This window comes from Rhizobium sp. BK376 (genome assembly GCF_004341625.1).
In the GTDB taxonomy this organism is placed as follows: Bacteria; Pseudomonadota; Alphaproteobacteria; order Rhizobiales; family Rhizobiaceae; genus Rhizobium.
The window spans coordinates 56,783-79,148 of sequence record NZ_SLZG01000011.1 but is presented as its reverse complement, the minus strand read 5'-3'; the positions used below and the strand labels follow the sequence as shown (position 1 = coordinate 79,148).

The 22,366-nt window shown below is 59.4% G+C and carries 25 protein-coding genes and 1 riboswitch; of the genes, 15 read left to right on the top strand and 10 right to left on the bottom strand.

Annotated elements, in window-relative coordinates:
* Positions 1-33: 33 nt before the first annotated feature.
* From EV561_RS22975 to sugE, 8 genes are all read left to right on the top strand, one after another.
* A complete protein-coding gene (locus EV561_RS22975) occupies positions 34-735 on the top strand; it encodes a hypothetical protein (protein WP_132524786.1) in 702 nt (233 codons plus the stop codon).
* A gap of 123 nt (positions 736-858) precedes the next feature.
* The gene (locus EV561_RS22970) at positions 859-2,868 is read left to right on the top strand and encodes an acetyl/propionyl/methylcrotonyl-CoA carboxylase subunit alpha (RefSeq protein WP_132524784.1); all 2,010 of its coding nucleotides are present in this window, start codon (positions 859-861) and stop codon (positions 2,866-2,868) included.
* Positions 2,869-2,979: 111 nt separating this feature from the next.
* Positions 2,980-4,245, top strand: coding sequence for a hypothetical protein (locus EV561_RS22965; RefSeq protein WP_132524782.1), 1,266 nt, complete (start codon positions 2,980-2,982; stop codon positions 4,243-4,245).
* Positions 4,246-4,358: 113 nt separating this feature from the next.
* Positions 4,359-5,486 (top strand): S-(hydroxymethyl)glutathione dehydrogenase/class III alcohol dehydrogenase, encoded by a 1,128-nt coding sequence (locus tag EV561_RS22960; RefSeq protein ID WP_132524780.1) that lies wholly within the window; start codon positions 4,359-4,361, stop codon positions 5,484-5,486.
* 103 nt (positions 5,487-5,589) lie between these two features.
* A complete protein-coding gene (gfa, locus tag EV561_RS22955; protein WP_132524778.1) occupies positions 5,590-6,165 on the top strand; it encodes an S-(hydroxymethyl)glutathione synthase in 576 nt (191 codons plus the stop codon).
* A gap of 109 nt (positions 6,166-6,274) precedes the next feature.
* Positions 6,275-6,742 carry a YaiI/YqxD family protein gene (locus EV561_RS22950; protein WP_132524776.1) on the top strand — a complete coding sequence of 156 codons (468 nt, stop codon included), beginning with the start codon at positions 6,275-6,277 and terminating at the stop codon, positions 6,740-6,742.
* Positions 6,739-7,572, top strand: a complete 834-nt coding sequence (gene fghA / locus EV561_RS22945) for an S-formylglutathione hydrolase (protein ID WP_132524774.1) — start codon at positions 6,739-6,741, stop codon at positions 7,570-7,572. Before EV561_RS22950 ends, fghA begins: the two co-directional genes overlap by 4 nt.
* Before the next feature lie 149 nt (positions 7,573-7,721).
* Entirely contained in the window at positions 7,722-8,036 is a 315-nt protein-coding gene (sugE, locus tag EV561_RS22940) for a quaternary ammonium compound efflux SMR transporter SugE (RefSeq protein ID WP_132524772.1), read from the top strand.
* Positions 8,037-8,051: 15 nt separating this feature from the next.
* Here the strand turns inward: sugE and EV561_RS22935 are convergent, their stop codons facing one another.
* The 7 genes from EV561_RS22935 to crcB form a co-directional block, all read right to left on the bottom strand.
* A complete protein-coding gene (locus EV561_RS22935; RefSeq protein WP_132524770.1) occupies positions 8,052-8,438 on the bottom strand; it encodes a DoxX family protein in 387 nt (128 codons plus the stop codon).
* 113 nt (positions 8,439-8,551) lie between these two features.
* Positions 8,552-10,084: an acyl-CoA carboxylase subunit beta gene (locus EV561_RS22930; protein WP_132524768.1), complete on the bottom strand. Its 1,533-nt coding sequence runs from the start codon at positions 10,082-10,084 to the stop codon at positions 8,552-8,554.
* 90 nt (positions 10,085-10,174) lie between these two features.
* Positions 10,175-10,567, bottom strand: coding sequence for a hypothetical protein (locus EV561_RS22925; protein WP_348633751.1), 393 nt, complete (start codon positions 10,565-10,567; stop codon positions 10,175-10,177).
* A gap of 140 nt (positions 10,568-10,707) precedes the next feature.
* The gene (locus EV561_RS22920; protein WP_132524765.1) at positions 10,708-11,493 is read right to left on the bottom strand and encodes an ATP12 family chaperone protein; all 786 of its coding nucleotides are present in this window, start codon (positions 11,491-11,493) and stop codon (positions 10,708-10,710) included.
* 9 nt (positions 11,494-11,502) lie between these two features.
* On the bottom strand, positions 11,503-12,156 hold the full coding sequence (locus tag EV561_RS22915) for an HAD-IA family hydrolase (RefSeq protein WP_132524763.1): 654 nt from the start codon (positions 12,154-12,156) through the stop codon (positions 11,503-11,505).
* 202 nt (positions 12,157-12,358) lie between these two features.
* Positions 12,359-13,351, bottom strand: coding sequence for an RluA family pseudouridine synthase (locus EV561_RS22910; protein ID WP_132524761.1), 993 nt, complete (start codon positions 13,349-13,351; stop codon positions 12,359-12,361).
* Positions 13,352-13,477: 126 nt separating this feature from the next.
* Complete coding sequence (gene crcB / locus EV561_RS22905; protein ID WP_132524759.1) at positions 13,478-13,855, bottom strand: fluoride efflux transporter CrcB; 378 nt, start codon at positions 13,853-13,855, stop codon at positions 13,478-13,480.
* 156 nt (positions 13,856-14,011) lie between these two features.
* On the opposite strand from crcB, the gene EV561_RS22900 reads away from it, so the two are divergent.
* Positions 14,012-14,287: a hypothetical protein gene (locus EV561_RS22900; RefSeq protein WP_132524757.1), complete on the top strand. Its 276-nt coding sequence runs from the start codon at positions 14,012-14,014 to the stop codon at positions 14,285-14,287.
* Between the two features lie 66 nt (positions 14,288-14,353).
* Here the strand turns inward: EV561_RS22900 and EV561_RS22895 are convergent, their stop codons facing one another.
* On the bottom strand, positions 14,354-14,896 hold the full coding sequence (locus tag EV561_RS22895) for a copper chaperone PCu(A)C (RefSeq protein ID WP_132524755.1): 543 nt from the start codon (positions 14,894-14,896) through the stop codon (positions 14,354-14,356).
* A gap of 95 nt (positions 14,897-14,991) precedes the next feature.
* Positions 14,992-15,369, bottom strand: a complete 378-nt coding sequence (locus tag EV561_RS22890; RefSeq protein ID WP_132524753.1) for a hypothetical protein — start codon at positions 15,367-15,369, stop codon at positions 14,992-14,994.
* Positions 15,370-15,507: 138 nt separating this feature from the next.
* Between EV561_RS22890 and EV561_RS22885 the strand changes: the two genes are divergently transcribed.
* The 6 genes from EV561_RS22885 (at position 15,508) to EV561_RS22860 (ending at position 21,645) form a co-directional block, all read left to right on the top strand.
* Positions 15,508-15,699, top strand: coding sequence for a DUF3008 family protein (locus EV561_RS22885; protein ID WP_132524751.1), 192 nt, complete (start codon positions 15,508-15,510; stop codon positions 15,697-15,699).
* A gap of 100 nt (positions 15,700-15,799) precedes the next feature.
* Positions 15,800-15,888, top strand: a riboswitch (glycine riboswitch).
* A gap of 155 nt (positions 15,889-16,043) precedes the next feature.
* Positions 16,044-17,183, top strand: a complete 1,140-nt coding sequence (gene gcvT / locus EV561_RS22880; RefSeq protein WP_132524749.1) for a glycine cleavage system aminomethyltransferase GcvT — start codon at positions 16,044-16,046, stop codon at positions 17,181-17,183.
* 27 nt (positions 17,184-17,210) lie between these two features.
* Positions 17,211-17,573 carry a glycine cleavage system protein GcvH gene (gcvH, locus tag EV561_RS22875; RefSeq protein WP_132524747.1) on the top strand — a complete coding sequence of 121 codons (363 nt, stop codon included), beginning with the start codon at positions 17,211-17,213 and terminating at the stop codon, positions 17,571-17,573.
* On the top strand, positions 17,573-20,437 hold the full coding sequence (gene gcvP / locus EV561_RS22870) for an aminomethyl-transferring glycine dehydrogenase (protein ID WP_132524745.1): 2,865 nt from the start codon (positions 17,573-17,575) through the stop codon (positions 20,435-20,437). Before gcvH ends, gcvP begins: the two co-directional genes overlap by 1 nt.
* Positions 20,438-20,708: 271 nt before the next feature.
* Positions 20,709-21,329, top strand: coding sequence for an esterase (locus EV561_RS22865; protein WP_132524743.1), 621 nt, complete (start codon positions 20,709-20,711; stop codon positions 21,327-21,329).
* Position 21,330: 1 nt separating this feature from the next.
* On the top strand, positions 21,331-21,645 hold the full coding sequence (locus EV561_RS22860) for an addiction module antidote protein (protein ID WP_132524741.1): 315 nt from the start codon (positions 21,331-21,333) through the stop codon (positions 21,643-21,645).
* Positions 21,646-21,666: 21 nt separating this feature from the next.
* On the opposite strand, the gene EV561_RS22855 is transcribed toward EV561_RS22860, so the two are convergent.
* The gene (locus EV561_RS22855; RefSeq protein ID WP_132524739.1) at positions 21,667-22,287 is read right to left on the bottom strand and encodes a LysE family transporter; all 621 of its coding nucleotides are present in this window, start codon (positions 22,285-22,287) and stop codon (positions 21,667-21,669) included.
* Positions 22,288-22,366 lie beyond the last annotated feature (79 nt).

Sequence of the window (22,366 nt, the reverse complement as noted above, 5' to 3'; positions counted from 1 at the left end):
GCCGGCTTCATGATGAGGCCTGGAGATAAAAAGATGAGCGAACTCCGCCAATCTTTTCCGGCGCATTTAATTGCCGGAAAGAGTCGGCTGGCGGCCGATGACGTATTATTTTTGAGAAATTATACTTTTCCCCTTGGACTCAGAACGTCCGACGATGTTCTCGTCCTCATGGCACTGCAGAATTCCTGCCCGGAAAAATGCGACGAATGGGACGCCTTCTTCATTGAAGCGCTGACCGAGTTCATTGTTCATTACAGCTACCCACAGGGATCGCTGGACGAGATCAATGTCGCATGGTTGGTACGACTGCTCTCGACCGATGGCGTGGTGAACTCGCCGCTGGAGCTGAGATTGATCCTGAATGTGATTGAGGCTTCCTCGAACGTGCCTCCGGAACTCGGCGCTTTTGCGCTGGACCAGTTGCGCGTTGCGATCGAAGAGGGTGTAGGCGCCTATGCCCTTACCCGCCCGATTACGCGTCCCGGCATCACGCGGCACGACCTCGACTACATCTGCCGGATACTGCGCAGCAAGCGTGACGCAGGGCGTCTTGCCCTCTCGCCGCTCAAGATCGCGGTACTGGAGCGGATAGCCGCGGCAACGAAGAGCAACTTCAATCACCCCGGATGGGACGATCTCCTGGATGCGATCATCATCCGCAGCGAAGACAGGCCGACAGTCAGCCGCTGGCTGCGGGTGCCCGATGCGATGCTCACGATACAGGGCGCGATTTAGCGGAGCAGGCGGAAAGTCTCTGGGGGCGCGGACCTTTAAAGTCCGCGCCCCGGTTTGATACGTTGAACCGACAATCGATTTGTGGCTTAAACGTTAGCCAGAGATGAGTTGGGCGGAGCTTTCATGTTCAAGAAAATCCTGATCGCAAACCGCGGCGAGATCGCTTGCCGCGTGATCAAGACTGCGCGTCGTATGGGAATTGCGACGGTCGCCGTCTATTCCGATGCCGATCGGGATGCCCTGCATGTGGAGATGGCCGACGAGGCGGTCCATATTGGCGCCGCTCCTGCGGTCGAGAGCTATCTCGTTGCCGTAAAGATCATCGCCGCCTGCAAGGAGACCGGCGCCGAAGCCGTCCACCCGGGCTATGGCTTTCTATCCGAGCGCGCCTCCTTCTGCGAAGCGCTGGAGAAGGAAGGCATCATCTTCATTGGTCCGAAACCCAAGGCAATCACCGCCATGGGAGACAAGATCGAATCGAAGAAGTTTGCAAGTGCCGCCAAGGTTTCGACGGTTCCCGGCTATCTCGGCGTTATCGAGGATGCCGATCACGCCGAAAAGATCGCCGGAGAGATCGGCTATCCCGTGATGATCAAGGCCTCTGCCGGCGGTGGCGGAAAAGGCATGCGCATCGCCTGGAGCGAGGCGGAAGTGCGCGACGGCTTCGATCGCGCCCGCTCCGAGGCCAGGAGCTCCTTCGGTGACGACCGCGTCTTCATCGAGAAATATGTCGTTGAACCGCGTCACATCGAAATTCAGGTTCTCGCGGATGCGCATGGCAATGCCGTCTATCTCTGCGAGCGCGAATGTTCGATCCAGCGCCGAAACCAGAAGGTCGCCGAAGAGGCGCCCTCGCCCTTCCTTGACGAGGCGACGCGAAAGGCGATGGGCGAACAATCGGTAGCGCTCGCCAAGGCGGTGGATTACCAGAGCGCGGGCACTGTCGAGTTCATCGTCGACAAGGATCGGAATTTCTACTTCCTCGAAATGAACACCCGGCTTCAGGTCGAACACCCTGTCACCGAACTGGTGACAGGCATCGACCTCGTGGAACAGATGATCCGCGTCGCCGCCGGTGAGAAACTTCCTTTCTCGCAAAAGGACATCAAGCTGAACGGCTGGGCGATCGAAAGCCGCCTCTACGCCGAGGACCCCTATCGCAATTTCCTGCCGTCGATCGGCCGCCTCACTCGCTATCGCCCTCCACAGGAAGGGAAAACCGACGGTCGTATCATCCGCAACGATACCGGCGTCTTCGAGGGTGCCGAAATCTCAATGTACTACGATCCGATGATCGCGAAGCTCTGCACATGGGCGCCGACGCGGATCGAGGCGATCGATGCCATGGGCGAGGCACTGGATGGCTTCGTCGTCGACGGCATCGAACACAATGTTCCCTTCCTGTCTGCCCTGATGAAACATCCGCGCTGGCGTGAAGGCCGTCTCTCGACCGGCTTCATCGCCGAGGAATATCCCGAAGGCTTCGCCCCCATGTCTCCGGATGGTGATGAAGCGGCAGCACTTGCTGCAATCGCGCTCTCCTGCAGCCTGGTCGAGGGCAATCGTCGCGAACGCCATGCCGACCGACTGCGCCCGGCGGCAGGCCCTTTGCGCGATGACTGGGTCGTCAAGCTCGGCGACGAATATCTCTCGCTGAAATTGCTCGATGGCCTGATCACCATTCCCTTCGAGATGGACATGGAGATTGGCGGGGCGGTTACATCGGTTGTCACTGACTGGAGACCTGGCGACGCGGTCTGGAGCGGAAGCGTCGGCGGCAGGAAGATCACCGCACAGATACGTCCCTTCCTGAACGGGTTGCGCATCGATTGGCAGGGACTGTCGGTCAAGGCCCGGATATTCACGCCGAGACAGGCGGACCTCGACAGGCTGATGCCGGTAAAGCTCCCGCCGGATACGTCGAAGCTCCTGCTCTGCCCCATGCCAGGTCTCGTCGTCTCGATCGCGGTCGCCGAGGGACAGGAAGTCAAGGCCGGGGAGACCCTCGCGGTCGTTGAAGCCATGAAGATGGAAAACGTGCTGCGGGCCGAGCGCGATCTTGTCGTCGGCAAGATCCAGACAAAGCCGGGTGAGAGTCTTGCCGTCGATGCCGTCATCATGGAATTCGCCTGATCCGTTGGTCCGCATTCGATTAGAATTGCACGAAATTCCTTCTCACTTCGCTTAAGGGTAATCGGCGATAATTGGGGACATGCGGGTGGAAATCATCCGCGGGAGCTTTCGATGTCGCCGCTTCTTTCAGCACTTCTGCTGCTTAGCCTCAATCTCGGCATCCTCTGGCTATTGATGGCCGCCCCTATCGGAAGGCGTACGATCCGCGTTCGCCGGACATTTCAGACAGCACCCGAGGCCATCTGGCGAGCAATCGATCCGGCAGGCGAGGAAGCCGATTGGCATCATTCCGTCATAAGCAGCCGTGCCCTAAAAAATCGCCCGGGCGTGGTCGAGCAGACCTACGCCCATCTCGACCGGCACGGTGAACCGATTCGCCGTCTGCTCGCAGTCGAACCCGTCGCCGCAACGCCGGAGGGTCGGGCCTACAGCGCGCGCATCATCGACGACAGCACACTCGATGCCGGCTTCTGGAGGAATTATCGAGAAAGGCGCGAGGTTAGCCTGTCGGAGGGTGGTACAACGCTGCTGGTGGAGCAGACCGACCGGTATCGGGGCCTTGCCTTCCTGCTCTTTCGCTATTTCGTCCTGCGTCGGGAAATGCGTGCGCTTGAAAGCTGGATTGAAACCGGGAAATCAAAACCCAACGGCCACTTCGAGCATCCCCTGATGCAAACTGCCCTGGCGGTCATCTCGACGCTTATTCTCTGGCCCTTCTTCGGCTTGACGATCGGTGGTCTAATGATCTCCACCTTCCTGACACTGGTGATTGTCCTGCACGAGCTGGGCCATATGGCGGCCTACCGCACCTTCGGTCACACCTGGGTCAGAATGATATTCGTACCGCTCCTCGGCGGAATCGCCATTGGTGGGCGGCCCTACAATAGCCTCTTCGAGGTGGCCACTTGCGCCCTGATGGGTCCGGGCATGTCGGCTTTCCTCGTGCCAATCCTTATCGCCGCCCACGACATGTCAGCGAGAGGCGCGATTTCGGAGCTACTCTCTCTGCCTATCCTGACGTTCCTGTTGATCCTCGGCGCCTTCAATCTCCTCAATCTGCTGCCGATGTACCGCTTTGATGGCGGACAGATCCTCAGGCAGGCCTTCAGAAGCCGTCTTTCACTGCTTTGCGCCAGCTTCGGGATCACATTCATCATTCTCTGGGTCGGCTGGCAGATCCATGTGCCATCAGTCGCACTGCTTGCCGGCCTTGCCGTATTCACGTTGCTGAGCCTCATCGGCGCACGCTCCGTCAAACCGAAGGAGAAACTGGAGGAGATGACCGGCGCCGAACGCATGCTGATCGGCTTCGGTCTCTATGCGGCCGTGATGATCCACGCCTATGCGATCATCTATTCGGCGCATCGGTTGTTCTGACAACCAAGGCTGGCGATAAAAGAAACATGACGGCCCCCCCGTTTTTTGCTTGAGCGGGTCAGTCACGCCATGCCAAAATCAAAACAATCAAATCATTAGGGAGACAGACGACCATGGACGTGCGCGCCGCCGTTGCCGTGCAGGCAGGAAAACCGCTTGAAATCATGACGGTTCAGCTCGAAGGCCCGAAAGCCGGCGAAGTGCTGATCGAAGTCAAGGCGACGGGCATCTGCCACACGGACGATTTCACGCTTTCGGGCGCCGATCCGGAAGGTCTGTTTCCCGCGATCCTCGGCCACGAAGGCGCTGGAATCGTGGTCGATGTCGGCCCAGGCGTTACTTCCGTGAAGAAGGGCGACCATGTCATCCCGCTCTATACGCCCGAGTGCCGCGAGTGCCCCTCCTGCCTGTCGCGCAAGACCAATCTTTGCACGGCTATCCGTTCGACCCAGGGCCAGGGCCTGATGCCCGACGGTACCTCGCGCTTCTCGATCGGCAGGGACAAGATCCATCACTACATGGGCTGCTCGACCTTCGCCAATTACACGGTTCTGCCGGAGATCGCCGTCGCCAAGGTCAATCCGGACGCACCCTTCGACAAGATCTGCTACATCGGCTGCGGTGTGACGACGGGCATCGGCGCCGTCATCAACACCGCCAAGGTCGAGATAGGCGCAACCGCCATCGTCTTCGGCTTGGGCGGCATCGGCCTCAACGTCATTCAGGGCCTGAAGCTCGCCGGTGCCGACATGATCATCGGCGTCGATCTCAACAACGACAAGAAGCCATGGGGCGAGCGATTCGGCATGACGCATTTCGTCAATCCGAAGGAGGTTGGCGACGATATCGTGCCTTACCTCGTCAACATGACGAAGCGCGGCGCCGATCAGATCGGCGGAGCCGACTACACATTCGACTGCACCGGCAACACCAAGGTCATGCGCCAGGCGCTGGAAGCCTCGCATCGTGGCTGGGGCAAGTCCGTCGTTATTGGCGTCGCCGGTGCCGGCCAGGAAATTTCCACCCGCCCCTTCCAGCTGGTGACCGGCCGCTCCTGGATGGGCACCGCCTTCGGCGGTGCGCGCGGCCGCACCGACGTTCCGAAGATCGTCGACTGGTACATGGAAGGCAAGATCCAGATCGACCCGATGATCACCCATACGATGCCGCTCCAAGACATCAACAAGGGCTTTGAACTGATGCATTCCGGAGAAAGCATCCGCAGCGTCGTGCTGTATTGAGGAGAACACGGCAAGGCGACGCGGCTTTGAAATAGCCTGCGATCTTTTGGCAAATCGATCCTGATTTGGGAGGCCGCAGGCGACCAAGGAGGAGGAGCAGAGCATGCCAAGTCAAGTATCGATACACCCCGCCCTGAATGGCGGGGTGAAGGCAGGCCAGGCGAATTTCAACGGCGGGACATTGGTCTGCGCCTGCGCCGATCGACCGGTGAAAGTCAGGATCGAAGGCTCGGTGCTGCACAACCACGCCTGCGGTTGTTCGAAATGCTGGAAGCCCGAAGGCGCGGCCTTTTCCATCGTCGCCGTCGCACCGACGGACAAGGTCAGCGTTCTGGAAAACGGCGACAAGTTGAAGGTTGTCGATCCCAGCGCCCTGATCCAGCGCCATGCCTGCACGGGGTGCGGTGTGCACATGTATGGGCCGGTCGAGCGGGACCACGCCTTCACAGGCCTTTCCTTTGTGCACCCCGAACGCTTTCAAGAAAGCGGATGGCCGGCCCCCGGTTTCGCGGCCTTCGTGTCCTCGATCATCGAAACGGGCACGCCGCCGTCCGCAATGGCGGGCGTTCGCTCAAAGCTCAAGGAACTCGGCCTGGAGCCATATGACTGCCTCAATCCGACCTTGATGGACGCCATTTCGACCTGGGTTGCCAAGAAGGCCGGAACGCTGAGAGAGTAAACCAGTGTCTTGAACCTCAAGCGATTCCAAGGCTATTGGGGAATACCGAACTGCTCTGTGCCTCCATCGGGGCGCACAGAGCTCTACCCATGAAACAGATTGCCATCTCATGATCTTTGTCGATGCGGACGCTTGTCCGGTGAAGCCGGAAATTCTCAAGGTCGCAGAGCGCCACGGTATCGAGGTGACCTTCGTTGCCAATTCCGGCTTGCGGCCGTCGCGTGATCCGATGGTCCACAACGTTATCGTATCCAACGCCTTCGATGCGGCGGATAACTGGATCGCGGAACGCGCTGGCGAGGGGGACGTCGTGGTGACCGCAGACGTGCCGCTTGCCGGGCGATGCGTTGCCACAGGCGCGATGGTGACAGGGCCGACAGGCCGGATTTTCGACAAGGCCAATATCGGCATGGCGACCGCCATGCGCGATCTCGGCGCGCATCTTCGGGAAACCGGCGAGAGCAAGGGCTATAATGCCGCCTTCTCGCCGCGCGACCGCTCCCAATTTCTGGAAACCTTCGACCGGCTTTGCCGGCGAGCAAAAGCGATGACCCCACCCACTGGAGGCCAGATATGAAAGTCCTTTCCCAAAATACCGCTTACGGTGGCATGCAGGGCGTCTATTCCCATCCCTCCGAGACCTGCAATTGCGAGATGACCTTCGGCGTTTACGTGCCGCCGAAGGCGATCACCGACCCCTGCCCCGTCGTCTGGTTCCTCTCCGGCCTTACCTCCACCCATGCCAACGTCATGGAAAAAGGCGAGTACCGCCGTATGGCTTCGGAACTCGGCCTCATTGTCGTAACGCCCGATACCAGCCCGCGCGGCAGCGATGTGCCCGACGAGATCACCAACTGGCAGATGGGCAAGGGAGCTGGCTTCTATCTCGACGCAACCGAGACGCCTTGGGCGCGGAATTTCCAGATGTACAGCTACATCACGCAGGAACTGCCCGCTCTCGTCAGCCAGCACTTCCGGATGGACATGAGCCGGCAGGGCATTTTCGGCTTTTCGATGGGCGGTCACGGCGCGTTGACCATCGCCCTGAAAAATCCGGACCGTTTTAAGAGCTGCAGCGCATTTGCGCCGATCGTCGAGCCGATGACCGCTGATTGGTCGATGGATGCCTATGAGAAATATCTCGGCGAAGACCAGACGAAGTGGCGTCAATACGACGCCTGCGCCCTAGTCAAGGATGGTGCACGCTTTCCCGAATTCCTCATCGACCAGGGAAAGGCCGACGGCTATCTCGAGACCGGCCTGCGTCCCTGGCTGTTCGAGGAGGCCGTGAAGGGTACAGATATCAATCTGATGATGCGGATGCATGAGCGCTACGATCATTCCTACTATTTCGTGTCGACCTTCATGGACGATCATCTGCAATGGCACGCCGAGCGGTTGGCATAGATCGGGTGGTGCGCCTTTCGGCGCCACTCTATCTTGCAAATGGAAACCGGGCGAAGCATATGTCCATAATCGCAGACGGCTGCGACGGCGGGCTTGAGGCCCGTTGACCGACCGCGGGGACGGCCTCGCTCTTTTGAACGGAGCGAAGAATGGCTTGGTTTCTGCTTTTCCTGGCTGGTCTTTTTGAAATCGGCTGGGCCGTCGGACTGAAATTCACGGACGGATTTTCCCGCCCCCTTCCCACTACGCTGACGCTGTTGTCGATGGTTGCCAGCGTCGCCCTGCTCGGTCTGGCCGTCAAGACGCTTCCGATCGGAACTGCTTACGCAGTGTGGACAGGTATCGGCACGGTGGGCACCGTCATCCTCGGCATTTGCCTTCTGGGCGATCCCGCAACGGTGGTGAGGATCGTTTGCATCGGCCTGATCGTTGCAGGCATCGCCGGGCTCAAGCTTGCTGCCTGAACCCGGCGAAAGCGATTACTTCTTGCGATTGTCGAGCGCCAGCAGGCCGGGGCCGGCGAAGAACAGGTACATGAATACGAAGCAGAACAGGATGGCGGCGTCGCCGCCATTCAGGGCCGGGAAGAAGCTTTTCGGAAAATGGGCCATGAAATAGGCGACCGCCATATTGCCGCAAAGGATGAAGGCGACCGGGCGCGTGAACAGGCCGAGAGCGATCAGCAAGCCGCCAAATGCTTCGAGGATACCCTGGGTCAGATAGAGGCCGCTGAGCGTTGCAGGGCCGCCGGACGGGAAGCCGAAAAGCTTCTGCGTGCCGTGCTCGATATACTGCAGACCGGTCATGATACGAAGTACGGTCAAGGCGTAAGGCTGATATTTGTTCAAGCCGTCGAAAAGTGCCATAAGAATCTCCAGTTTTTGCGTCTTCGCCTCCGAATTAGCCTGCACTGTAGAATTCGTGAATACAAAGCTTCTGACACCGCATCAAATTTTCGTGTAAAATCCGCGACTTGTGGTCACAGAGGAATGTTGTCGTGCTTCTTCCAGGGGTTCGACAGATCCTTGTTGCGCAACATTCTGAGACCACGTGCAAGACGACGACGTGTCGAATGCGGCATGATAACCTCGTCGACATAGCCCCTTTCAGCCGCGACGAAGGGCGAGAGGAAGCGGTCCTCATACATTTTCGTATGCGCGGAAATTTTCTCCGGATCGGCGATATCCTTGCGGAAGATGATCTCGACGGCGCCCTTGGCGCCCATGACCGCAATCTGCGCCGTCGGCCAGGCATAGTTGATGTCACCGCGCAGATGCTTAGACGCCATGACGTCGTAAGCGCCGCCGAAGGCCTTGCGCGTGATGACGGTAAGCTTCGGCACTGTTGCTTCCGCATAGGCAAAGAGCAGCTTCGCACCATGCTTGATCAGGCCGCCATATTCCTGTGCAGTTCCGGGCAGGAAGCCGGGTACGTCGACAAAGGTTACGATCGGAATGTTAAAGCAATCGCAGAAGCGCACGAAACGTGCCGCCTTGCGCGACGCATCGCTGTCCAGCACGCCAGCTAGCACCATCGGCTGGTTGGCGACGAAGCCGACTGTTGATCCCTCGATGCGGCCAAAGCCACAGACGATATTCTTCGCAAAGCTTGCCTGGATCTCGAAGAAGTCGCCCTCGTCGGCGGTCTTCAGGATCAGTTCCTTGATGTCGTAGGGCTTGTTGGCGTTGGCCGGGATGAGCGTATCGAGCGACATGTCCATGTCGGTCACCGATTGGTAACATTCGATCTCGGGTATCGGCGCCGTGTTCGACAGCGGCAGGAAGTCGATCAGCCTGCGCACCTGCAGCAAGGTGTCCAGGTCGTTGTCGTAAGCCGCGTCCGCGATCGATGATTTGACGGTATGCACGGACGCGCCGCCGAGTTCCTCCGCCGTGACGGTCTCGTTGGTGACGGTCTTGACCACATCCGGGCCGGTCACGAACATGTAGGACGTATCGCGCACCATGAAGATGAAATCGGTCATGGCCGGCGAGTAGACGTCGCCGCCTGCGCAGGGACCCATGATGATCGAGATCTGGGGAATGACGCCCGAGGACAGCACATTCCGCTGAAAGACTTCCGCATAGCCGCCGAGTGCGGCCACCCCTTCCTGGATGCGCGCGCCACCGGCATCGTAGATGCCGATGATCGGCGCTCTGTTCTTGAGCGCCATATCCTGCACCTTGATGATCTTCTCGGCGTGCGCTTCCGAGAGCGAACCGCCGAAAACGGTGAAATCCTTGGCAAAGACGAAAATGGTGCGGCCGTTGACGGTGCCCCATCCGGTTACGACGCCGTCGCCGGCAATCTTGCTGTTCTCCATGCCGAAATCGGTCGAACGGTGCTCGACGAACATATCGAACTCTTCAAAGGAGCCCTCGTCCAGAAACAGCTCGATGCGCTCCCGCGCCGTCAGCTTGCCGCGCTTGTGCTGCGCATCGATGCGCGCTTCGCCGCCGCCCTTACGGGCAATTTCACGACGACGCTCAAGTTCCTGCAGGATTTCCTTCATGACGACCCTCTTCTCCGCTGACCCGGCTTACCATGCGACCAGCAGGGTTTGAAGAGGCAAGACCCTTCGCCCCGCGAAGGAAGCCGAAACTCAACTGCCGAGTGGAGGCGTATTGAGCGCAAAGGTGGAACGGACGCGCGCAGCTATGTCCTCGGCCATCATTTCGTCCACACCGGCCGGGTCCGGCGCTATGGTCGTCGTCTCAAAAGATGCAATTCCGATTACCGAGCCGCTTTCGATCGACGTCGCATCGATATTGACCTTCGCCACATTGCGGTCCTGCTGGATTCCCTGTGCCTTTTCGACGCTGGCAATGCGAATGTTCAGCGAAACCTGCGGCATCGGAGACGGGCGTGTGGTTGCCGCAATGGCGGCATTTACACGCTGAGTAACCGCGGAGAGAAGCTGGGGCGAGATCGTCGGATCGGCCACGACAGTGGCGCTTCGGACATCGTAGACCGGCGCAGGCGGGTCCTTGGTCAACAAGCTGTTGCAAGCCGTCAAGCTAAAGCACACTAAAAGCATTCGCCACATGCGTGGCATCAGCCCATTCATGATTCGTATCCCAATATGACCCCGTCGCGCCGTAGACTTGGCCATAATCACCTGCAAATCAACAGCAATCAGCTTCGAAGCGCTGAAAAAACGTCTGTTGCCGCCTGAAATTCCTTGAAACGCATCGCCCGTCGCTGTTCCGCTTCTTCGTCGCTGCCCCAATGTTCAATGGTCCAATCCTCATCGAGATGGGCGAGCGACCATGCTTCGTCCAAGGGCAAAAATCCCTCGGCGAAAGCAAGTGCAAGGATCGCGGAACCAGTCAGCGTCGTGATCGTATGCAGGCTCGCGAGTTCGAGCGGTGTATCGTATTTCCGCAGGTTTACGGCAAAGGCCGCCGTCGCCTCGCGCGGCTGCTCCTGATGGATAACGCCTTCGATCAGGATGAAACGGGCACCGAGGCTATTGGCCGCCCAATCCATGACCGGATCCCAGCGTTCCGACTGCCGCGCCACAAGTCCTTCCGGTCCCTCGGCCCGGTAGCAAAGCAGATCGGTCGAGGAAAAGCGGAGAATATCCTCGAACACCGCTTGGGTATCCGTTGCGACGCCATCGAGAGCCGTGTTGAGCAGTCGGGTGACCGGCATGGTCGAGGGATCGATCACATCCTTCTGCTGCTGCCACTCGGCGGCAGCGAGCGTGGCCAGCGCCTGTGTCGGAACAACCAATGGCAGGCGCGCAGGCGTGCGGATCGTCTTGCCATCGAGTTCCAGAGCATAGCCTTCCTCGACCTGTCTGGTCGTTACTTCCTTATAGAAACGCTTCGGCAAAGGGCGTTTCATCTGGATCTGGGCCCGTCTTATCGGATCGGGGTGGCTCAGTCCTTCGGAGAGATCGTTCAGCAGGTCGCGCATGGCGTCACCTCAGACAATATGGCTTAACAGGTCGTTAGGATGGTGGGCGATCGCATCGGCTCCAGCCGCAAGCAAGTCTTCCACTGAAGCGTAGCCCCAGGAGACGCCGATCGCGGTCGCGCCGGCAGATTTTGCCATCTGCATGTCGTAGATCGCGTCGCCGATAACGATGGTGTCATGCGGATCCATGCCGGTTTCGCTGCAGCATTCCGTCACCATGGCGGGATGAGGTTTCGAAGGGCAATCGTCGGCAGTCCTCGAAACTCTGAAATAGGGCGTGAAACCGTGCACTTCCAGGATCTGCGTGAGCCCGCGCCGGGATTTCCCGGTCACGGCGCCGATGAGCAATTCGTCGCGCTGGGCCAATCCATCGATGAGCGGCTTGATACCGTCGAAGAGCGGCGTGCCCATGTCGGGCTCGTCCCGCACTTCGGTGTAGATCGACTTGTAATGCGCGGTCATCGCAATCGCTTCGTCATCCACATGGGGCTTGCCCTGCATCCTGGCAATGGCGATGTCCAGCGTCAGGCCGATGATCGACTTCGTCGTCGCCACATCGGGCCGCCTGTGGCCGAAGGCGACGAAGGTACGGGCCATAACTTCATGGATCAAACGCGCACTGTCGACCAGGGTGCCGTCGCAATCGAAAAGAACAAGTTTCATTTGGTTTCTGATGCCTTCAAAGCCAGATATTGGCGTAGGACTTCCATGTGCTCGCGGATAGCGGTCGTATTCTCTTGTATCGCTGCACTATTGGCTTCGGCGACCTTCTTCATGTCCCGCCGTGACCAAAACATGAGAAACAAGAACAAAAGAACTGGCAACCAAATAAGCAAATAAACCGGATCCATGATCTAAATCACCCTCATTCTTCTTCCGCTTCCATCCCAGCCAGATCGAAACCCAAAAGGTTCCAGCTCTGCACCATGTGCGGCGGCAGCGGTGCGGTCACGCGCAGGCGGCCCCCATTCGGATGAGGAATATCGATATGGCGGGCGTGAAGGTGGAGACGCTTCTGGATGCCTCCCGGGAAATCCCAGTTCGGGTCGTCGTCGAAATACTTCGGATCGCCGATTATCGGATGTCCCATATGCAGCGCATGAACGCGAAGCTGGTGAGTGCGGCCGGTATAGGGCTCCATTTCCAGCCAGGCGAGCCGCTGCGCTGCGGTCTCGACAACACGATAGTAGGAAATCGCGTGGTCCGCGCCCTCCTCCCCGTGCTTGGCGATCCGCATACGGTCGCCGTCGGCGGTTGCTTCCTTGACCAGCCAGGTCGAGATCTTGTCCTCGTGCTTGCGCGGCACGCCCTTGACCAGCGACCAATAGGTCTTCTTGGTGTCGCGCTCCCGGAAGGCGGCCGTCAGTTTCTGAGCCGCGCCGCGCGTGCGCGCGACAACGAGAACACCCGAAGTGTCGCGGTCGAGGCGATGCACGAGACGTGGCTTTTCGCCCTTTTTGCTCGTCCAGGCTTCCAGCATTTTGTCGACGTGACGCGTGAGGCCTGAGCCGCCCTGGACGGCAAGGCCAGCCGGCTTGTTGAGCACGAATACCTTCTCGTCTTCATGCAACAGCATGCGTGCCAGAAGCTCGCCATCGTCGGAATGCTTGAGATCCTTGCCCGCGATCGGCCCGGTCTTGACCTTGGCATCGACATCGAGCGGCGGCACGCGCACCATTTGTCCCGGCTGAACCCGGGCATCGGTCTTCACCCGTCCACCGTCGACGCGGACCTGCCCGGAGCGCATCAGTTTCTGCAACTGTCCGAATCCGAGGCCCGGATAGTGAATCTTGAACCAGCGGTCGAGGCGCATACCGGATTCGTCCGGCTCGACCTTGATATGTTCAATTCCGGCCATGCTTCTTCTTTCAATGGATTGCGGCGGCAAGTCTGCCTTTGAAGGTCGCTTTAGAGCATTTTCCTCAAAAGTGGAAACCGGAATCGTGCGAATCCGGGCTTTTTGCAACCAGACGGGAGCCTGGGATTAGCCGAATGACCGAACGACAGCCAGACCGGCGACGACCGCGGCAAGCGATACCGCGACGCTGGCGACCACGTAAGTGATCCCTGCCATCAGTGCCCCGCGCTCGAAAAGCGCGATCGTATCCAGCGAAAAGGCGGAAAAGGTAGTAAACCCGCCGAGAAAGCCGGTGATCAGCAACAGGCGCAATTCGACAGAGCCGCCATATCTCCGGGTAATCAATTCAGCAAGCACGCCGATCAGAAAACAGCCGATGACATTGACCGCCAGAGTTCCCCAGGGAAAAGCCGGCCCGGCGATACGCAAGGCCCAGATGCCCACAGAATAACGCAGGACAGAGCCGATTGCGCCGCCAACTGCAACTAGGAGAAGTTGGAGCATAGTTTCTGAATTATCCGGTTGCTATCGGTGTGCCAATGGAGCGGTCCGAATCAGAACAATTTGGGTAGATCGTTAGAATACGAGAGATTTCTTTAGCGGAAAACCAAGCCGCCGAGGATAGGGTCCGCCGTATTATTTGCGTTTTGGACGAAAACAATGGTCGAGGTCGTAACCGTTTCCGCCTATACTGCGGGTTGGGCAATGGAGGCTGTCAAGCAGCCTGCACGCACGCCGGCTAGCATTGTTGCGCGCGAGGCGCGGCTTCGTGAAATTCGCCAGGAGCGCGGTGGTGCGTCCGACGAAGGCGATATCGAAAACGCTATACCGACCATCCAATCGACCGAGGTAGCACTGGACCTTTTGACGGAGGGAAACCGTCAACCCAAGTCCAATTTCCAGCAGGTCGTCAAGGCCTACAGCGAGAACGAATAGTCTCGAAGATTAGCTTGTAGAAGACTGGCCCGCAGAAATTTGGTCCGCGGGCCTGGGCTTAAAGCCTCAGTTTCCCTGAACAGGCAAAACCGGCAATATCAGATCGACGGACCCGGCCTTCTCGAAAGTCAGCGTGACCGGCACAGTACCGCCCTGTTTGAACGGCGCCTTGACCTGCTTGAACATCATGTGCAGGCCATTCGGGGAGAGCTCGACCGTTGCACCGGCCGGGACGGCAACGCCATCCTTGAGCTCCCGCATCTTCATGATGTTGTTTTCCATCTTCATTTCATGAAGTTCGACCTTGCCGGCGCCCGCCGACTTGACCGAAACGAGCGTGTCGTTGCTGCCACCGCTATTGTGGATGACAAGATAGCCGCCGCCGACCGGCTGCCCCGGCAGCATGGCGCGGACGTAAGCGCCGCTGATGTCGAGATCACCGGCTTTCGCTGCCGCTCCCTTCGCAGGGCTCGGTGCATCCATCGGCATCTTCATGCCGCTCATGTTGTTCATATCGTTGGCCTGCTGCGCGACAGCACTAACCGCTGACAGCGAAAGCGTGGCGGAAAAAATCAGCGCGGCAACGGCAATCATGCGTTCGTGTTTCATGGGGTATCTCCTCTCCGGCGATCTGGCATCATGCTTGCCAGAGCCGGCTTGCCGCATGGGCGGCCTCAATTGATCTATCGAGTTATGATTACGGATCAGAGGAAAAGCGGCGGCGCGCGAGAATTGGCGCGCATGATCGTTCGGTTGCCGAAGATCGCGCCAGCCTCGCCAAGCGGGTTGAGCAGGAACGCGTGCGAGACGGTCAACCATGCGCCATCATCGGGATCAGGGAGAATAATCGATCCGGCCAGGCGGCAGACTTCGCAGCCGGGCTTGATGACAATCTTTCCATCGCTGTCCTTGATGGAAATGCAAAGTGTCGGGACGCTGCCATCAGGCAACTGATAGGCCGACCATCCGGAGCCGTTATCTTCGGCGGCAGCGGGCGCCTGATGGGCAAGCCCGAGGAACAGCAACGCGGCGGCGCAGAACATGCGCACCACGACTTTCCATCCTGTCTGCCGTCCGCTCATGAAACCCCTCCGCCCGATCCACGGGATAGCCCGCTTCGGTAGGAATTGCAAAGCCATATGTCAGATGCGCCGGGAACCTTGCCGGGCGCCGATAGGTTTCATTCGGACAGGAGCAAAACGCTCCGGATGGAGATGATCATGCCGGCAAAATCCAAGGCACAGCAAAAGGCTGCAGGTGCTGCACTTGCCGCCAAGCGCGGTGAAATCAAGAAATCCGAACTCAAGGGCGCATCCAGGCAAATGGTCGACAGCATGTCGGAAAACCAGCTTGAGGAATTCGCCTCCACCAAGCGCAAGGGCCTGCCCGCGCATAAGGAGAAAGCGGATTGACCGTCCCGAGACGGCAAGACGCGACGACCTCTCGCGACAGAAATTTGCTTGGCGACGACATTTGCCCTTGCCAAGCTTGGCGCCTGCCAGATAATGGCGGATGACCCTGTTGGGAGAATCCGGTGAGGAGCCGGTGCCGAAGGAGCAACCGCCCCGGAAACTCTCAGGCAAAAGGACCAGCAGCGGGCAGACGGAACTCTGGAGAGAAGCGCCAAAAGCGTTCGCCGAAGGGATAACAATCTCAGGCAAAGGGACAGAGGGGGCTCACGACAAGGGCGCAATGCATCTGCGCCGGAATTTTGAGCCCGCGCTTTTTTAACAAGCGCAAACCCCGGAGGCGTCATTTGGACGAGACCGCTGCCCTAAAGAAAACGCCCCTTCACGCCCTTCATCTGTCGCTCGGCGCCCGCATGGTGCCCTTCGCCGGATACGACATGCCGGTGCAATATCCGCTCGGCGTCATGAAGGAGCATCTCCAGACCCGCACTTCTGCCGGCCTGTTCGACGTGTCCCATATGGGCCAGGTCATCATTCGCGCCAAATCGGGCAAGTTTGAAGACGCTGCCCTTGCTCTCGAAAGCATCGTACCTGTCGATATTCTCGGCCTACCCGAGGCACGGCAGCGCTACGGCTTCTTCACCGATGAGAACGGCGGCATCCTGGATGATCTGATGATCACCCATATCGACGACTATCTCTTCGTCGTCGTCAACGCCGCCTGCAAGGACGCCGATTTCGCACATCTCGAAAAACACCTTGGGGATCGCTGCGAGATCATGCCGCTGGAAGACCGCGCGCTTGTCGCATTGCAAGGCCCCCGCGCCGTCTCCGTGCTCGCGGAGCTATGGGCCGATGTCGCAGCGATGAAATTCATGGATGCCCGCCACTGCCGGCTGCACGACGTTTCCTGTGTGGTCTCCCGTTCCGGCTATTCCGGCGAGGACGGTTTTGAAATTTCCATCCCCGGCAAATATGCCGAGGATATAGCCAACCGCCTGCTGGAACATCCCGACGTCCAGCCGATCGGCCTCGGTGCCCGCGACAGCCTGCGCCTCGAAGCCGGGCTATGCCTCTATGGCAACGATATCGATACGACGACCTCGCCGATCGAAGCCGGGCTGGAATGGGCGATACAGAAGGCGCGCCGCAACGCGGGCGCTCGCGCCGGCGGTTTTCCCGGCGCATCGCGCATTCTCGCCGAACTCCAGGATGGCACCACGCGCCGCCGCGTAGGCCTGAAACCGGAAGGCAAGGCGCCCGTTCGTGACCATGCCAAGCTCTATGCCGATGACCAGGGCAAGGACGAGATCGGCGAAGTGACCTCAGGCGGCTTCGGCCCGAGCGTCGAGGGACCCGTGGCCATGGGCTATGTCCCGCCGTCCCACGCCGCGGTGGGCACCCGGATCTACGCCGAAGTCCGCGGCAGATATCTGCCCGTGACCGTAAGCGCCCTGCCCTTCATCACCCCGACCTACAAACGCTGACAGTCAATTTAAAGAGAGGGATAATCCATGCTGAAATTTACCGAAGAACATGAATGGCTGAACATCGAAGGTGACGTCGCAACGGTCGGCATCACGACCTACGCCGTGGAGCAGCTCGGCGATCTCGTCTTCGTCGAACTCCCGGAAGTCGGCGCCAGCTTCTCCAAGAACGATAACGCAGCGACCGTCGAATCCGTCAAGGCAGCCTCCGACGTCTATTGTCCGCTCGATGGCGAAATCACCGAGGTCAATCCGGCGATCGTTGCCGATCCGGCCCTCGTCAATTCCGATCCGATGGGCGCTGGCTGGTTCTTCAAATTGAAGCTGAAAACCGTCTCCGACGCCGATGGCCTGCTGGATGAAGCGGCCTACAAGGAGCTCACCGCCTGATGAATACGCCGACCGAGTTTACGTTTACCGACTACCAGCCCTACGACTTTGCCAACAGGCGCCATATCGGTCCTTCGCCGTCCGAAATGAGCGATATGCTTGGAGTTATCGGCTATAACAGCCTCGACGGCCTGATCGACGCGACCCTGCCGCCATCCATCCGCCAGAAAGCGCCCCTCGTCTGGGGCGCGCCGATGACGGAGCGCGAGGCGCTCGACAAGCTGCGCGAGACCGCCAACAAGAACAAGGTTCTCGTCTCGCTGATCGGCCAGGGCTACTACGGCACGATCACCCCGCCGGTCATCCAGCGCAACATCCTTGAAAACCCCGCCTGGTACACGGCCTACACACCCTACCAGCCCGAGATCAGCCAGGGTCGCCTCGAAGCGCTCCTCAACTACCAGACAATGGTCTGTGACCTGACCGGGCTCGACGTCGCCAATGCCTCGCTGCTTGACGAGGCGACGGCTGCCGCGGAAGCCATGGCGATGGCCGAGCGTGTCTCGAAGTCCAAGGCCAAGGCCTTCTTCGTCGACGCCGATTGCCATCCGCAGACGATTGCCCTGATCCGGACCCGCGCCGAACCGCTCGGCTGGACGGTCGTCGTCGGCAATCCCTTTACCGATCTCGATCCTGTCGATGTCTTCGGTGCGATCTTCCAGTATCCCGGCACACACGGCCACGTACATGATTTCACCGGCCTCTGCGCGCGCCTGCACCAGACCGGTGCCATCGCCATCATCGCCGCCGACCTGCTTGCCCTCACGCTTCTGAAGTCTCCGGGCGAAATGGGCGCAGACATCGCAATCGGTTCGTCCCAGCGCTTCGGCGTGCCGGTCGGCTATGGCGGCCCTCATGCGGCCTTCATGTCGGTCAAGGACGCGCACAAGCGTTCCATGCCGGGCCGCCTCGTCGGCGTCTCCGTCGATGCCCGCGGCAACCGCGCATATCGCCTGTCGTTGCAGACGCGCGAACAGCATATCCGCCGCGAAAAGGCGACGTCGAACATATGCACCGCCCAGGTGCTGCTCGCCGTCATGGCCTCCATGTACGCCGTCTTCCATGGTCCCAAGGGTATCAAGGCAATCGCCCAGCAGGTCCACCAGAAGGCCGTATTGATGGCGAAGGGGCTGGAAAAGCTCGGCTACAAGGTCGAGCCGGAAACCTTCTTTGACACGATCACGGTCGATGTCGGCCACATGCAGGGCTTGATCATGCGCGCGGCTGTCGCCGAGGGCGTCAACCTGCGCAAGGTCGGCGAAACCAAGATCGCGATGAGCCTTGACGAGCGTACGCGCCCAGCAACGCTGGAAGCTGTCTGGCGTGCATTCGGCGGCAACTTCAAGCTCGCCGATTTCGAGCCAGGCTATCGTCTGCCGAAGACCCTGCTGCGCACCAGCGATTACCTGACGCATCCGATCTTCCATATGAACCGCGCTGAAAGCGAGATGACCCGCTATATCCGCCGGCTCTCCGATCGCGACCTGGCGCTCGACCGCTCGATGATCCCGCTCGGCTCCTGCACGATGAAGCTGAACGCGACAGCCGAAATGCTGCCGATCACCTGGCCGGAATTCTCGGACATCCATCCCTATGTGCCGGCCGATCAGGCGCTCGGTTATCGCGAGATGATCGACGACCTGACGGAAAAGCTCTGCGCTGTCACAGGCTACGACGCCTTCTCCATGCAGCCCAATTCCGGTGCGCAGGGTGAATATGCGGGCCTGCTGACCATCCGCAACTATCACATCGCCAATGGCAACGGTCACCGCGACGTCTGCTTGATCCCGACCTCAGCGCACGGCACCAATCCGGCCTCCGCCCAGATGGTCGGCATGAAGGTCGTGGTCGTGAAGGTCCGCGAAAACGGCGATATCGACCTCGACGACTTCCGCGCCAAGGCCGAGCAGCACTCGGAAAACCTCTCCTGCTGCATGATCACCTATCCCTCGACCCACGGCGTGTTCGAGGAAACGGTGAAGGAGATCTGCGATCTCGTACACAAGCACGGCGGCCAGGTCTATCTCGACGGCGCCAACATGAACGCCATGGTGGGCCTGTCCCGCCCCGGTGACATCGGCTCCGACGTCTCCCACCTCAACCTGCACAAGACCTTCTGCATCCCGCATGGCGGCGGCGGTCCCGGCATGGGCCCGATCGGCGTCAAATCGCACCTCGCACCCTACCTGCCCGGCCATCCGGAAACCGATGGGCGCTCCGGCGCGGTATCTGCAGCGGCTTTCGGCTCGGCCTCGATCCTGCCGATCTCCTGGAGCTACTGCCTCATGATGGGCGGCGAAGGACTGACGCAGGCGACCAAGGTGGCGATCCTCAATGCGAACTATATCGCTGCCCGCCTGAAAGGCGCTTACGACGTCCTCTACAAGTCGAAGACAGGACGCGTGGCGCATGAATGCATCATCGACACCCGCCCGCTGGTCGAAAGCGCCGGCGTGACCGTCGATGACGTCGCCAAGCGCTTGATCGATTGCGGCTTCCATGCGCCGACCATGAGCTGGCCGGTCGCCGGCACGCTGATGATCGAGCCGACGGAATCGGAAACCAAGGCCGAACTCGATCGCTTCTGCGAGGCGATGCTGGCGATCCGTCAGGAAGCCCGCGACATTGAGGAAGGCCGCTCCGACAAGGCCAACAACCCGCTGAAGAACGCTCCGCACACCGTCGAGGACCTCGTCGGCGAGTGGGATCGTCCCTACAGCCGCGAGCAGGCCTGCTTCCCGCCCGGCGCATTCCGGGTCGACAAGTACTGGTCGCCCGTCAACCGCGTCGACAATGTCTACGGGGACCGCAACCTGATCTGCACCTGCCCTCCGGTGGAAAGCTACGCCGAGGCGGCAGAGTAAGCAGGACATTGCCATGAAATCGGACGCCCAGGCCAAAGTCTGGGCGTCCGCCTAAATGCGACATGGATTTCGCCTCAGCTACGGTCGGAAAATACAGCCATGACGGGCATAAAATAAGACAAAAATTGATAAGTTGTCGAAACGAATAAAGCGAAAAAAAGTTTTTCCAATGGCCGAGCATCAATTCGTGCTTTTGGAGAAAACGGACATAAAGCCGTTATAAAACGGATTTATTCCGAAGCCCAACCCTTTGGCGCGATTGGGATTCCTCATGCCAGAACTTGAAGGCTTGCACTACGCTGCAAAACGCAGCGAGGCCGATGCTCGGCCATTGTTGCTGTTTCACGGCAGCAGCGGCAGTGAGCTGGACCTGATGAGTTTTGCCGACGAGATCGCGCCGCAGCGTCCATGCATTTTCCTTCGCGGTGGCGTCGAGTGGGAAAGTGGCTTTGCGTTCTTTTGTCGCAATCCGGATCGGACGCTTGTCTATGAGGATTTGCAGCTTCAGACAAATCGCATCTGTTCGTTCATAGAGGCGGCGATTCGGACAGGTCTTATTTCGACGCAGCCTCTTCTTATTGGTTATTCGAATGGAGCCATCATGGCTTCCTCGATCCTGTATCGGCAGCATGCCCTTGCTGCGGGTGCCGTCCTGCTACGGCCTCTATCGCCGGCGCCGGACGACGATTTTCCACCGATGCCCGAAGTAGGCATCCTGATTGTTGCTGGAGACAGCGACGATCGGCGCGCGCCGGAGGATGCGCGTCTGGTGGAAGAGCAATTCAAGAAATCGGGTGCGGATGTCAGCAGTCATGTGCTGGCAACCGGTCATGGTCTCCACGAGACCGAAACGCATATTGTGGGGGATTGGATTTTAAGGAAGGGATTTTGAAATGGCGCCGGGTACATCAATCGTCGACGATGGCGATTTTCTGGAAAGTGGACAAACGATCGAGGAATATATAAGGGCGGCCTTCGAGACCGAAGATGCGATGTCCATCACCAAGGCATTGGGCATGGTCGCGCGCGCAAGCAGCATGAGCCAGCTTGCACGGGATGTCGGCATGAGTCGTTCCGCGCTCTATCGGGCCCTGAGTGGCGACAGAAACCCGGAATTTGCAACGATCCTCAAGGTCATGAAGGCGCTGGGACTGAAGCTCCGTTCGGAGCCCGGGAATGGTCACGCCGGCGACAAGACTGCCGCCTGATTGTTGGGCGCAAACGTTTATTCAAGCCAGAAGCGAATAGCCTGACGATCCGATTGCCAGGCAACCGAACAGGATCAGCAGATAACCTGAGGCCCGCCCGAAGCCTGCCGTGAACTGATCCGACAGCCGATCGCGCGCAAGGCTGACCACGCCGCTCAGTGCGAACCACCAGAGAAGCGAGCCAGCAAACACGCCGGCAAGAATGAGCGTGGCGCTTGTGGCTCCCGTCTCCTGCGCCAGACCGAAGCCGGCAAACAGGGCGCCGAAAGACAGGATTGTCGCCGGATTTGATATTGTCAGAAAAAACGTCGCGAAGGTGGTCCGCAGGAAATCCCTTGCCCTGATATCGGCAGCCTGGACCGGCTGCGCGGAGAGACGTTGCCAGCCCAGCCAAAGAAGGAGCAGACCGCCGCTGATCGCCAGGGGAATCGTTACCGTGGCAAGTGCCTTTGCGAACATCGCGAGCCCCGCGACCGCAACGAGAGCGTAGGTTGAGTCTCCCAACGCAGTTCCGAGCCCGACAGAAAAGCCGGCCCAGAATCCTCGGTCAAGCGCTCGGTTGATGCAGAGTGTACCGATCGGACCCGGCGGCGCAGTAATGATTGCGCCGAGCAAAGCCCCCTTCAAAAGCAACAGAATCATTGCCCAGCCAATTCCCTTCCCCAGGGTTCCCCATGGGTTTTGAACAGGCCTTGTAACGTTGTCATGAAAACAGAACCGG